The sequence below is a fragment of the Halovibrio sp. HP20-59 genome (genome assembly GCF_033052795.2).
In the GTDB taxonomy this organism is placed as follows: domain Bacteria; phylum Pseudomonadota; class Gammaproteobacteria; order Pseudomonadales; family Halomonadaceae; genus Vreelandella.
Map to the genome: position 1 here is coordinate 186,005 of NZ_JAWJUW020000005.1, position 13,158 is coordinate 199,162.

Annotated in this window: 12 protein-coding genes; 10 read left to right on the top strand and 2 right to left on the bottom strand. The window is 56.0% G+C overall.

Annotated elements, in window-relative coordinates; all coding sequences use genetic code 11:
* Positions 1-37: 37 nt before the first annotated feature.
* Entirely contained in the window at positions 38-3,283 is a 3,246-nt protein-coding gene (rne, locus tag RZA33_RS08080; RefSeq protein ID WP_317507336.1) for a ribonuclease E, read from the bottom strand.
* A 731-nt stretch (positions 3,284-4,014) separates the two neighbouring features.
* On the opposite strand from rne, the gene RZA33_RS08085 reads away from it, so the two are divergent.
* The 3 genes from RZA33_RS08085 to sppA all read left to right on the top strand — a co-directional run bounded on the left by RZA33_RS08085 (position 4,015) and on the right by sppA (position 6,825).
* The gene (locus RZA33_RS08085) at positions 4,015-4,956 is read left to right on the top strand and encodes an RluA family pseudouridine synthase (protein ID WP_317507337.1); all 942 of its coding nucleotides are present in this window, start codon (positions 4,015-4,017) and stop codon (positions 4,954-4,956) included.
* Between the two features lie 71 nt (positions 4,957-5,027).
* On the top strand, positions 5,028-5,678 hold the full coding sequence (locus RZA33_RS08090) for an HAD-IA family hydrolase (RefSeq protein WP_317507338.1): 651 nt from the start codon (positions 5,028-5,030) through the stop codon (positions 5,676-5,678).
* A gap of 28 nt (positions 5,679-5,706) precedes the next feature.
* Complete coding sequence (gene sppA, locus RZA33_RS08095; protein WP_317507339.1) at positions 5,707-6,825, top strand: signal peptide peptidase SppA; 1,119 nt, start codon at positions 5,707-5,709, stop codon at positions 6,823-6,825.
* Between the two features lie 18 nt (positions 6,826-6,843).
* Here the strand turns inward: sppA and RZA33_RS08100 are convergent, their stop codons facing one another.
* Entirely contained in the window at positions 6,844-7,461 is a 618-nt protein-coding gene (locus RZA33_RS08100) for a nucleoside triphosphate pyrophosphatase (protein ID WP_317507340.1), read from the bottom strand.
* 183 nt (positions 7,462-7,644) lie between these two features.
* Here RZA33_RS08100 and RZA33_RS08105 point away from each other — a divergent pair, with 183 nt between their 5' ends.
* The 7 genes from RZA33_RS08105 (at position 7,645) to fabF (ending at position 13,153) form a co-directional block, all read left to right on the top strand.
* A complete protein-coding gene (locus tag RZA33_RS08105; RefSeq protein WP_317507430.1) occupies positions 7,645-8,175 on the top strand; it encodes a YceD family protein in 531 nt (176 codons plus the stop codon).
* A gap of 35 nt (positions 8,176-8,210) precedes the next feature.
* Positions 8,211-8,381 carry a 50S ribosomal protein L32 gene (rpmF, locus tag RZA33_RS08110; RefSeq protein WP_317507341.1) on the top strand — a complete coding sequence of 57 codons (171 nt, stop codon included), beginning with the start codon at positions 8,211-8,213 and terminating at the stop codon, positions 8,379-8,381.
* Between the two features lie 43 nt (positions 8,382-8,424).
* A complete protein-coding gene (gene plsX, locus RZA33_RS08115; RefSeq protein WP_317507342.1) occupies positions 8,425-9,450 on the top strand; it encodes a phosphate acyltransferase PlsX in 1,026 nt (341 codons plus the stop codon).
* A 137-nt stretch (positions 9,451-9,587) separates the two neighbouring features.
* Entirely contained in the window at positions 9,588-10,547 is a 960-nt protein-coding gene (gene fabD, locus RZA33_RS08120; protein ID WP_317507343.1) for an ACP S-malonyltransferase, read from the top strand.
* 73 nt (positions 10,548-10,620) lie between these two features.
* A complete protein-coding gene (gene fabG, locus RZA33_RS08125; protein ID WP_317507344.1) occupies positions 10,621-11,364 on the top strand; it encodes a 3-oxoacyl-ACP reductase FabG in 744 nt (247 codons plus the stop codon).
* A gap of 124 nt (positions 11,365-11,488) precedes the next feature.
* Complete coding sequence (gene acpP / locus RZA33_RS08130) at positions 11,489-11,722, top strand: acyl carrier protein (protein ID WP_317507345.1); 234 nt, start codon at positions 11,489-11,491, stop codon at positions 11,720-11,722.
* A gap of 192 nt (positions 11,723-11,914) precedes the next feature.
* Entirely contained in the window at positions 11,915-13,153 is a 1,239-nt protein-coding gene (gene fabF, locus RZA33_RS08135) for a beta-ketoacyl-ACP synthase II (protein WP_317507346.1), read from the top strand.
* Positions 13,154-13,158 lie beyond the last annotated feature (5 nt).

Consider the following 13,158-nt stretch of genomic DNA (forward strand, 5'->3'; position numbering starts at 1 on the left):
GAAGCGGGGATTTTTGTTACTACAACAGACGACCGACTTACTCGGAGCGTGTGTCTTGCTGCGCCTGTTTGCGCTTCTCGCGCGGGTCATTGTGGGCCCGGGTGCGACGACGGCGCGGTTTGGGCATGCTCTCTTCGCCACTTGCTTCACCACTTGCTAAGCCAGTCGCTTTGCTAGGCGTTTCGGTCGTTTCAGCGGGCGCTTCTGAAGCTGCTTCAGTGGGTGTCTCGGCGGCTGCTTCGCTGACGGGCTGTGCAGCTTCAGGCTCAGCCGTTTGCGTTTCTGGCGCCTGCGGTTGGTCTGCCTGAGAAGATTCTGCTTTAGAGGGCTCTGCAACCTCCTGTAACGCTGGTTGAGTGTCCGCTACCTCAGAAGCACTGGCGGCCTGTTGGGGAGCCTCGCTTGATGCCTCGGGCTGGCTATCTTCGGGCCGTTGGCTCTCCGCTTTGGGCGCATCGTGGCTGAGACTAGACGTTTCAGCGGCAGACGTTTCTGCGTCAGGCGCTTCTGTGCTAGAGGCTTCAGCGGGTGCGTCACTGGCTTTGTCTTCAGCGTGAGCAGGTGTAGCAGCTGCTTCGTCAACGGCATCGTCGGGTGCTTGAGCGGGGGCAGCATCCGGTTCACTAGCGTCGGCGTCCGAGGCTGCTTCAGGCTGACGACGCTGACGCGTCGACTTGCGCGCTTTGGCATTCTCAGCCGCCGGCCGCTCAGCGGTGGTGCTGCTGTCGGCTTGCTCGGGTGATTCCGTCGTGCTACCAGCTTGAGCCTCAGTGCTATCAGCTTCAGCCGTTTCGGAGGCTTTTGTGCCTTCCTCGCGCTGGGCGTTGTCGCTAATCGGCGCTGAATTTGCCGATTCTTCCACCGGCGCCTCTGCGGCGGGCGTTTGGCTGGGCTGGGTCGGCATTTCCTCAGGCGCTTGGGCTGCCTCGGCCTGAAGTTTTAGCTGCTCAGCTTCTGCCTTGGGATTAATTGCTTGGCTGCGCGAGCGGTTGCGCGGGTTGTTGCGCGTCCGCTTTGGCTTGCCATCATCCTGTTTAGCCGCTGGCTGTGGCTGCTTGGCCGCCTCATCACGCTGTTCGTCAGCGCTGTTGTCGCTCGCGGGCTCGCGACGCGCAGCTTTCTTAGGCTTGCTCTTGCCACTCTCTTTTGCCGCGTTGTCTTTGACAGCGCCGTCTTTGGAAGAGCTGTCAGCTTGGCTATCTTTACGTGGCGCTTTCTGGCTCGACGCTTGCCCATTGGCATCGTCTTGTTGGGGGTGGCGGCGGCGATTGCGGGTACGGCTGGGGCCGCTGCGCTTATCGCTATTATCGTCACCGGCAGGACTCGGCGTCGGCGTGTTGTCGCGTTGCTCGCTGCTTTTCGACTCGGCTTTGCTCGCGTTCTCACTGCGCGGTTCGTTTCGATTGCTGGTGTTACCCTGCTCATCGCGCGATGATTTCTGGCGCGTCTCGCTACCGCGCTGATGGGTCTTGCGTTCGCTCTGCTTACGCGGTGCCGGTGTTTCAGCCTTGGGCGCTGGCGTGGGATCAGTAGTTCCCTCGTCGCCACCCAATAATTTGGCGAAGCTGCGCATAAAGCGGCCAATAACGCTGGGCTGCTCGTTGGCAACCGGTGCTGCTTCAGCTGAAGGAGCAGCCGTTGGCGGTTGCTCTTCGCTTTGCAACGAAGCTGGCGCAGGGGCGTTGTGGCTGACACTTTTTACCGCGGCTTCTGCCCGCATTGCCGGGGGTACGAAGCTGGGCGTTGGCTCTTTGCCGACTTCGGTGTCGGTGGAGAGTTCAAAGCTCGATAGGCTTTGCGTGTCATCTTCGTCCAGATGGTCATCGCGTAGACGCTGTACGTCGTAGTGCGGCGTATCCATCTCGGGATTGGGCAGCAGTACCACACGCACACCCTGGCGCGACTCAAGATCGGCGAGTACGCTACGCTTTTCATTAAGCAGGTAGGTGGCTACCGGTACTGGCAAAATAGCGCGAATCTGGGCGCTATTCTCTTTCATGGCCTCTTCTTCAATCAGGCGCATGATCGACAGCGAAAGCGAACGCACGTCGCGAATGGTGCCTTGGCCGTTACAGCGTGGGCAGACCACGCCGCTGGTTTCACCCAGCGAGGGGCGCAGCCGCTGGCGGGACATTTCCATCAGACCAAAGCGCGAAATACGGCCGATTTGCACTCGCGCGCGGTCCAGTTTCAGTGCATCGCGCATGCGGTTTTCAACTTCACGCTGGTTGCGCGCAGGCCCCATATCAATAAAGTCGATCACCACCAAGCCGCCAATATCGCGCAGGCGTAGCTGACGGGCAATTTCATCGGCGGCTTCGGAGTTCGTTTGCAGGGCGGTCTCTTCGATATCGCTGCCGCGGGTGGCCCGGGCGGAGTTGATATCGATGGAGACCAGCGCTTCTGTGTGGTCGATCACAATCGAGCCACCAGAGGGAAGTTTTACTTCGCGCTGATAAGCGGTCTCGATTTGCGATTCAATTTGAAAACGCGAAAATAGCGGTACTTCATCCGCGTACAGCTTGATCTTTTGCTGGTAAGACGGCATCACCTGGCGAATAAAGGCCAGCGCTTCAGCATGAATTTCGGGGCTGTCGATCAATACTTCGCCAATGTCTTGACGCAAGTAGTCGCGCATCGCGCGAATGATGACGTTGGATTCACGGTAGATCAGGAAAGGGGCTGGGCGCTTGGCAGCTTCGGTGGTGATGGATTCCCACACCTGAACCAGATAGTCCAAGTCCCACTGCAGTTCTTCCGGGTTACGGCCAATGCCAGCGGTGCGCACAATCAGGCCCATTTTGTCGGGCACGGTCAGTTGGCCCATGGCATCTTTGAGCTGACTGCGCTCATCGCCTTCAATACGCCGTGAAATGCCGCCCGCACGCGGATTATTAGGCATTAGCACCAAAAAACGGCCGGCTAGGCTAACAAAAGTGGTTAGCGCGGCACCTTTGTTGCCACGCTCTTCTTTGTCAACCTGAACGATGACTTCCTGGCCTTCTTTGAGTACTTCTTTAATGCTGGGACGTCCAGAAACGTCTCTCACAAAGTACTCTTTTGAGATCTCTTTGAGCGGCAAAAAGCCGTGGCGGTCAGCGCCGTAATCGACAAAAGCAGCTTCAAGTGAGGGCTCTACGCGGGTGATTTTGCCGCGGTAGATGTTGGCTTTCTTCTGTTCTCGAGCGCCGGATTCGATATCTAAATCGTACAGGCGTTGTCCATCTACTAATGCGACGCGCAGCTCTTCGGGCTGGGTCGCATTGATAAGCATCCGTTTCATAGTGTCTCGCATAGCGTTGCGTGTCGGCGAACCGCCTAGGGGGAGACGTAGGCGAATCGCTGGTTGCAGCGTGCTTGTGCTCGGCGCATTGCTATGCTGACGCGTCAAGCCGGGTAGGCGTTAGCGCCAACCCGGCCAATTGGGCGTTGAGTACGTGGCGGAGGCAGGACATATTCCGGTGGCTGTCACATCCAACCGGCCCTGCTGACACCGCCAACACCTGACATTCATCGATTCACCAACGCCGGCCACCGGCACAGCGTTGAACTTGGCGCCCGGAGACAGTCAGCGCCTTGTGACGAAAAGGCGACGCTGCTCTGGGCGTGGCGTTGTTAAGTTACTGCCTGCCGTTGAGGGCAAGGCTTATTTCCTCTGCCGACATGAAAAACGGGCGGCAGAGTTGCTACATTTTAAGATCAGTTTTTAAGATCAGATTTTAATACCGGAAAAACGTGCAATGCGTACACTAGCGGCGTTTTTCGTGTTCAGGCCTGCGTGTTAGTCGGGCAGGCGCATTCACCAAACTCAGCGTTAATAGTTTTCTGCTAAGCAAATAGCTGTTATCGACTGGTTGCTAGCGCTAGACAAGAGTGCTCTCTGCGTTTGGCTGGTGAACGTTTTGGAATATAACAGTAAAGAGAACGACCAGCAATTGACGCAATGCGCTTGGGTCTACGTTAGAATGCGATTTTAAGGCCGATGTCATCGAGCTACAGCAGGAGCAAGCGGGAATGTCCGAAGGGCGTGAAGTACAGTGGGTGGATATCGCCCCGGAGCAAGCAGGGCAGCGAATTGATAATTTTCTCATGACGCGCCTCAAAGGTGCGCCGCGTGCGCTTATTTACCGTATTGTGCGTAAGGGGGAAGTGCGGGTTAATAAAAAGCGCGTTAAGGTTGATTATCGTTTGCAAGCGGGTGACCTAGTGCGTGTGCCGCCACTACGTTTGGCGCCCCGCGAGGCGGTGAAGGAAGTGAGCGATAATTTACGCGATCTTCTGGTAGGTAGCGTCATTATGGAAGGCCCCGACTGGATGGTGCTCAACAAGCCTTCTGGCTTGGCGGTGCATGGGGGCAGCGGGGTTAAAATTGGCTTGATCGAAGCGCTGCGCCAGGTACGCGATGATTTAAGTTTTTTAGAGCTGGTGCACCGTCTGGATCGAGACACCTCAGGCTGTTTACTGCTTGCTAAATCCCGCGATGCACTGGTTACGCTGAACGAGTCGCTGAAAAAGCACGGCATGGACAAGCGGTATTTGGCGTTAGTCAGCGGTCGTTGGCCAGCCCGTAAGACCTATGAAAGTGCCCGTTTGGACCGCTTTGACGCCGGTAACGGCGAACGTCGAGTGCGGGTAGACCCCAACGGTAAAGTATCGCGGACGCATTTTTCAGTAGTTGAAACCTTTGAAAAAGCCACGCTGATTGAAGCTGAGCCAGTCACCGGCCGTACCCACCAAATTCGCGTTCATGCGACCCATGCAGGCCATGCGCTGTTGGGTGACGATAAGTACGCCACTCGTGAAAGCGGTCTGCTTACTAAGCAGCTGGGCCTTGGGCGTCTTTTTTTGCATGCTCGAGCGCTGACCTTCCCTGAACCCACCAATGGTCGCCCGGTGACGGTGAAAGCGCCGCTGCCCGAAGCCCTGGAAGAAGCGCTCAAACGCGCTCGTCAATAACGTTTTTGTCGTTGATTTGTCCTTCCACTCTTTACTCTTTAACTTTTTATGCCTTTAACAGAGGAGCAGCCATGCAGTACGAGCTGATTATTTTCGATTGGGACGGCACCTTGATGGACTCCGTGCCGCGTATTGTCTCGTGCATGCAGGCCGCCGCGTTAGAGGCTGAGTGGGGGGCGCTGACATCCGCTGAGGTCGAAGAGATTATCGGTCTGGGGTTGCCCGAGGCGATCAACAAACTGTGCCCCGGCATTCTGCCTGCCCAGGCCGAACGGCTACGCGAGCGCTACGCGCATCACTTTGTGGCGGCGAATACCACGCCGATGGCTTTTTTTAGCGGCGTGGAAGCCCATATCGCCCGTTTGCGCGGTCGTGAAGCGCAACGCTTGGCAGTGGCGACGGGGAAAAGCCGTCGCGGGCTAGCGCGTATTTTTGCCGAAACCGGCAGCGGTGACTGGTTTCATGCCAGCCGCACGGCCGATGAAACCCGTTCTAAGCCGCACCCGCAGATGCTTTCAGAGCTGCTCGCTGAACTTTCAGTGCCTGTCGAGCGGGCGGTGATGGTGGGTGATACTGAGTACGATCTGGAAATGGCGCGGGCAATTGGCATGGATAGTGTAGGGGTGACTTATGGCGTGCATACCCCGTCGCGTTTGGCGCTTAGCCACCCCAAGTGGATAGCCCACAACGTAGATGAACTCTTTGATTGGCTGCACGGTTAAGTGGCCTGAGTCTGCATAAGGATATTTTATGAGCGACGATCAAACACGCCAAGGTGACGCTGGCGATCAGCCTAGCGATTCTCCGCACGATACACAGCCAAAAGAGGACCGTTGGACCCAAGGGCCAGAGGTGACTCCAGGTAAAAAAAGCAGTTCCGAGTCTGCTGCTGGCTGGCCTGGTGACGATGCAGAGACGTTACGCGAACGCCAGCGGTTGGCACAAATAGAAATGTTGGATCACTGGGTTGGCGGAGTGTTAACCGAACAGCGGCGCACCCGTCGCTGGAAGTTGTTTTTCCGACTGATACTAACCGCCATCGTATTGGCCTCACTGTTTACCACGTTTTACAGCCTGTTTTGGGACTCGCCGAGTGTCTCTACCCCCGCGCAGCGACACTTGGGTATTGTTGAAGTCAATGGAGTGATCGCTAGCGACTCACCGGCCAATGCGGAGCGTATCATTCAAGGTTTAAGCCGTGCTTGGGAGGCGGAGAGCGCTGCCGCCGTAGTGCTGCACATTAACAGCCCCGGCGGCAGTCCGGTCCAGTCTCAGCGCATCTATGCTGAAATCATGCGCCTGCGTGATCAGGGCGATAAGCCCATTATTGCGGTGATTGAGGATATTGGTGCCAGCGGTGCTTATTACATTGCCGCTGCGGCTGACGAGATTGTGGCCTCGCCGGTGAGCTTAGTGGGTTCAATTGGTGTCATTTACGCGGGGTTTGGTTTTGAGGAGGCAATATCGCGTCTAGGTGTTGAGCGTCGCGTGCTTACCGCTGGTGAGAATAAGGCCTTCCTTGATCCGTTTCAGCCGCTAGATGAAGAAGCAGAGCAGTTCTGGCAGGGCGTTCTCAGCCAAACCCATCGCCAGTTTATTGATGACGTGCGCGCCGGGCGCGGTGAGCGGCTCGGCGATAGCCCGGATATTTTCTCGGGGCTGATTTGGAGTGGTGAGCAAAGCATTGAGCTGGGCTTGGTCGATCAGTTGGGTAGCCTCGAACAGCTGTCTCGTAGTCAAGTGGGTAACACCGATTGGGTGGACTACACCCCGAGCCTAGACCCGTTTGAGCGTTTTACGCGGCGTTTTACCCAGATGGCAGCAGAGGCACTGGGCGTGAGTGCGCCCAGCTCGCCTATGCGCTTCTAGCTTTTTAGGGTCGGCTGGTTAGTGAGCGCCAAGCGGGTCCAGGCCTGCTTGGCGTAGCATGTCGCAAAGCGCAATCAGTGGCAGTCCGATCAGTGCGTTGGGGTCACGGCCTTCCAGCTTCTCAAACAGTGCAATGCCTAGGCCTTCCATGCGAAAACTGCCAGCGCTGTCTAGCGGCTGCTCTTTGGCGACGTAGTTTTCGATTTCCGGCGTGCTCAATGTGCGAAACACCACCTCGAAGGGCTCGACGTGAACTTGATGGCGCTGATGCCGTGTATCCAGTAGCGCTAAACCGGTTAAAAAGGTGACCCGCTGACCCGAGAAACGAGCCAGGTTGGCGCAGGCTTTTTCGGCAGTATGCGGTTTGCCAAGAATATCACCCTCAAAGACCGCTACTTGGTCGGAGCCGATAATACAGTGCTGGGGAAAGCGAGCGGCAACGGCGTTAGCTTTGCTCAATGCCAGCCGATGCACCAGGGCATGGGGCGTTTCGCCGCTGTAAGGGGTTTCGTCGATCTGCGGCGAAAGGCACTGGTAGGGGAGTTGCAAGCGGTCCAGTAGCGCGCGGCGCCAACGTGAGCTGGAGGCAAGTACAAGCTCGGCTGGCGAGGATTCTTTCAAGGATGCTGAGGTCACAACTATCTCCTGAATTGCTTTGTAACGCTTTTGAAAGCCAAAAGATGGAGTGTAGCGAAACCACGAAGAGGTGTATGTAGGCGGCTTAATGGCAGCCTATGCAGGTTATTTATTGAGGAAAGTATGCAGAAATATAACGACGGCTTTGACACCAACGGGGGGAGTGCCTATCATTGCGCGCCTATGTTGACCTCACAACTCCCCAGTCGGGTTGAGCCTTATAAGCTTGCAGCCCGCCACGAACGAATCGAAGGCTTGGTAGCGCTTGATAAGCTGCCACGTCTTACCGAAGAAGCGGGTGCCCAAACCGGCGACTGTCATGTCGTGCTTGAGTTTGGCGTCGATGCTCAAGGTCGCCGTGAAATTCGTGGCCACTTGCAGGCGACGTTAGCGCTTGCCTGTCGCCGCTGCCTAGTGCCGCTGCCCCAACAGGTAAGCAGCGACTTTTTGCTTGGCATGGTCACTGACGAAGCCTTAGCGTCCGAGCTGCCTGCCAGTCATGAACCGGTGCTAGTGGAAAAGGAACAGCTGGACCTTCTGACGGTAGTAGAGGATGAATTAATTCTCAGTCTGCCCCAGGTGGTTTATCACGATGAAGCCGACTGTTATGTCTCGGCGGAGCAGCTGGTCAGCAAAACAGAAGGCGCGGCGTCAGACACAACGTCAGCGACAAACCCTTTCGCGGTGCTTAATGCCTTGAAAGGCAAAAAATAAGCACCCTTTACCTTAAATACCTTGGAGTAAACCCCATGGCAGTTCAAAAGAACCGTAAAACTCGTTCCAAGCGCGGCATGCGTCGTAGCCACGATGCGCTGACCGCAGCGACACTGTCTCAGGACAAAGAAACCGGTACCACTCACCTGCGTCACCACGTTTCTCCGGACGGCTTTTACCGTGGGCGTAAAGTGATTGAGGTATAAGCCTCAATTGCGTTACTAAGCGGCTCAACGGACTCGGTGCGGTATGCGCCTAGCGATTGATGTGATGGGGGGTGACCAAGGCCCCCAGGCGATTATCGCAGGCTCCGCCATGGCGGCGGTGGAACATCCCCACCTTGAACTGGTCCTGTTTGGCCCGCATCAGCAAATTGCTGCTGAACTATCACGCTTGCCGCGGCCCTTGGCTGCGGCAACGTCACGTTTAGTGGTCTATGATGCGCCAGATAGCGTTGCATCATCGGCAACGGCTGCCTGGGCGCTGCGCAGAGGGCAGGCAACCAGCATGGGCCAGATGCTGCGAAGCGTTGCGCTAGGAGATACAGTTGCTGGCGTCAGTGCGGGCAGTACGGCCGCGCTGGTGGCGCTGGCGCGACGCGAGCTAGGTATGGTCGAGGGCGTGTCTCGTCCCGCGATCAGTACCGCCATTCCCGCGCGCAATGGCGGCCGCTGCTATTTATTAGATTTGGGTGCCAACGTAGACTCGCCCGCGCATCGGCTAGTTGATTTTGCCCTGATGGGCGCGGCGATGGCGCAGTGTGTCGACGGCACGGTTCAGCCTCGGGTTGCGCTGCTTAACGTGGGTGCCGAAGCTACCAAAGGCAGTGCAAGCGTGCGGGAGGCGGATCGTTTGCTGCGTGAACGCGCGGGTCGCGATCCCTTTGTATACCACGGCTACGCGGAGGGCGGCGATGTGTTTAAAGGCCAGCTCGACGTGGTAGTGTGCGACGGTTTTGTAGGTAATGCCGTTCTAAAAGCAAGCGAAGGTTTGACGAGTATGCTGGTAGAGCGCGTGCAGTTGGCGTTTGAATCGCGGCTAAGCGGTCGTTTGGCAAGCCTACTGGCCAAGCCTGTGTTGAAGCGATTAAAGCAAGAGCTTGATCCTGTGCGCTACAACGGTGCCAGCTTGTTAGGGTTGCGAGGTATCGTGGTGAAAAGTCACGGCTGTGCGCACGCTGATGGTTTCTACTACGCTATCCATCGCGCCCTGCAAGAAGTCGAACATGACTTGCCTGCGCGTATTGCAGGCCGCTGGCAGGCGTCATCTTTGTAGCCGATGATTTCTGATCGACGTGATTGGATAATAATACTGCTAGTTTTTTTTGCGGGTTATAGATGGCATTAGGATGTGCCAATAACCTTGCCTATCGCTCATATGAGCAAATGCCTAAAAGAGCAAAGGTGAACAACATGTCTCAACCCCTTGCCCTCATTTTCCCCGGGCAAGGCTCTCAGCAGCTTGGAATGCTGCGAGAGCTAGCCGAGCGTTATAGTGTGGTGGGAACGACATTTGAGGAAGCGTCAGAAGCGTTGGGCTACGACTTATGGAAAGTCGTCCAAGAGGGCCCGGAAGCGGCGCTTAATGCCACCGCCTGCACCCAGCCTGCGCTGCTCTCTGCAAGCGTCGCTATCTGGCGCGTATGGCAGGAGCTGGAAGGGCCTCGCCCCAGTGTGATGGCTGGTCATAGTTTGGGCGAATACAGTGCGATGGTGTGCGCTGGTGTGATGGGCTTTGCCGAGGGCGTAAATTTGGTGCGCCTGCGTGGCGAAGCAATGCAGGAAGCGGTGCCCGCGGGTGAAGGGGGAATGGCGGCGATACTAGGCTTGGCAGACGATGCCGTTGAGGCTGCCTGCGAAAAAGCTGCCCAAGGCGACGTGGTTTCTGCTGTCAACTATAACTCCCCTGGCCAAGTAGTCATCGCAGGGTCCAAAGCGGCCGTTGAGCGGGCGATGCTTACCTGCCAAGAAGCAGGGGCCAAGCGTGCCATGGCGCTGCCCGTTTCAGTGCCTTCGCACTGTGCATTAATGCGCCCAGCTGCCGAGCGTTTGGCGGCGGCGATGCAGACGATTGAACTGCGTACCCCGCGCTACACCGTGGTTCAAAATGTCGACGCGCAGGCGCACGCCGATATTGCTACGCTCAAAACGCGGCTTATTGAACAGCTTTATCAGCCGGTGCGCTGGAGCTCTTGCGTTGAAACAATGGCGGATCAGGGTGTAGAAGTGTTTATTGAGTGTGGTCCAGGAAAGGTGTTGACAGGGCTCAATAAGCGTATCGTGAAGGGCAGTAAGGGGCTGGCGGTGAATGATCCTGACAGCTTGATTGCCGCGCTGGAGCTGGCGCGTGAAACGTTAACTGACAAGGGGTGAATATGGGGTATGGTCTTGGCCTATTCTTGATTGCACTATCCTTGCTGGTTAACTCGGTTAAAGGCAGAACGTTATGACACAAGAACGTAGAGTTGCTCTGGTAACAGGGGCGAGTCGTGGTATCGGTCAGGCAGTCGCCTACGAGCTGGGTCGCCAGGGGCGTATCGTCATTGGCACAGCGACCAGTGAATCAGGCGCTGAGAAAATTGATGCCTATTTGAAGCAAAACGGCATTGAAGGCGCGGGTCTGTGCCTCAATGTGACCGATCAAGCCAGCATTGATGGTGTATTAAAAACTATTACGGAGCGCTTTGGTGCACCGACCATTTTGGTCAATAATGCTGGTATCACCCGTGACAATTTGCTGATGCGCATGAAAGAAGACGAGTGGGATTCCGTTATGGATACCAACCTTAAATCTGTCTATCGTGTCAGTAAAGCTTGTTTGCGGGGCATGACTAAAGCGCGCTTTGGGCGTATTGTGTCGATCAGCTCGGTAGTGGCAACCATGGGCAACATGGGTCAAACTAACTATGCTGCGGCTAAGGCGGGTATGGAAGGGTTTGGCCGGGCATTGGCTCGCGAAGTTTCTTCGCGGGCGATTACGGTGAATTCAGTGGCACCGGGCTTTATTGCCACCGATATGACCGAGGCGCTGCCGGAAGCGCAGCACGAGATGCTGCTTAAACAAATTCCGTTGGCCCGTTTAGGTGCGCCGGAAGAGATCGCCGCCGCGGTGGGGTTTTTAACCAGTGATGCCGCCGGGTATATCACCGGTGAGACACTTCACGTGAATGGCGGCATGAATATGCGTTGATGGCCTTAGGTTTGGCGGTTGCGTCGACCTAAGGGCGTCTATAAACTACCCCGCAGCTTTTGGCTTGCGGTTTCCAAATAGCTGGTTATCAAAAACGGCTAATGTGAACGACTGGAGTACGTTAATGAGTACTATTGAAGAGCGCGTGAAGAAAGTGGTAGCGGAGCGCCTGAACGTTAAAGAAGAAGACATCCAAAACAGCTCTTCTTTTACAGAAGACTTGGGCGCTGATTCGCTCGACACCGTTGAGCTGGTAATGGCTTTGGAAGAGGAATTTGACACTGAAATTCCCGATGAAGAAGCTGAGAAGATCACCACGGTTCAAGAGGCTATCAATTACGTAAACTCTCACCAGTAGGGCTGCGTTGATGCATCGAACCTAGGTGGGGTGATTATCGCCCGCCTTAAAAGCCGTCCTTTTTCAGGGCGGCTTTTTTGCTTTGCTGCCACACTGCTTATAACGTTCAATCTCCGTTATACTGTTGACCAAATTTAAGCAGCAGATGACCCCAAGTGGGTCGCGTCACCATGGATGCCTGGAGGAAAGCTTATGGCACGGAAAAGGGTAGTGGTAACTGGGTTAGGCCTGGTGACCCCAGTGGGCAATAGGGTGGATGAGTCGTGGGCCAATATCGTTGCTGGTAAAAGCGGTATTACGCCCATAGAGCATTTCGATACCAGCGGTTTTAACACTCGCTTCGGTGGTTCGATTAAAGACTTTGACATCAGTCCGTATTTAAATCCTAAAGATGCCCGCAAGATGGATTTATTTATTCAATACGGCATGGCGGCTGGTGCCCAGGCTGTTGACGATTCGGGTATCGAATGCACTGAGGAAAATGCTGACCGTATTGGGGTAGCGATTGGCTCAGGCATTGGTGGGTTGCCGATGATCGAGCATAACCATAATGCACTCAACAAAGGTGGCGCGCGTAAGGTCTCGCCGTTCTTTGTGCCGGGCTCTATCATTAATATGATATCGGGCAATATGGCGATCCAGCATGGCTTTAGAGGGCCGAATATCGCGATTACCACCGCCTGTACAACGGGGACCCACAATATTGGCTACAGTGCGCGTACGATTGCCTATGGCGACGCCGATGTGATGATTTGTGGCGGTGCTGAGATGGCGACGACGCCGTTAGGCCTTAGCGGCTTCTCAGCCGCGCGTGCGCTTTCAACGCGCAATGATGACCCTGAAGCGGCCAGCCGTCCCTGGGACGCCGAGCGAGACGGTTTCGTGTTATCCGACGGCGCCGGTGTGCTGGTGTTGGAGGAGTATGAGCATGCGAAGGCTCGCGGCGCAAATATTTATGCTGAGCTGGTTGGCTTTGGCATGAGCGATGACGCCTATCACATGACGTCGCCCCCGGAAGATGGCCGTGGCGCAGCGCTTTCGATGCGCAACGCGATCAAAGATGCCCAGGTGGACGTGTCTGAGGTTCACTACATTAATGCTCACGGCACCTCTACCGCCGCAGGCGATTTAGCTGAAAGTCGTGCCATTGAGAACGTCCTGGGCGAAGCTGCCAAGAGCGTGGCGGTAAGTTCGACAAAATCAATGATTGGCCATCTGCTGGGTGCCGCTGGTGCGGTAGAGGCGGTATTTAGTATCTTGGCCATTCGTGATCAGGTAGCGCCGCCTACGATCAATTTGGATAACCCCCAGGCAGGTTGCAACCTCGATTACGTGCCGCATACCGCGCGAGATATGCGAATCGATATGGCGCTTTCCAACTCGTTTGGCTTTGGCGGTACTAACGGCTCGCTGCTGTTTAAGAAAGTCTAGTAAAC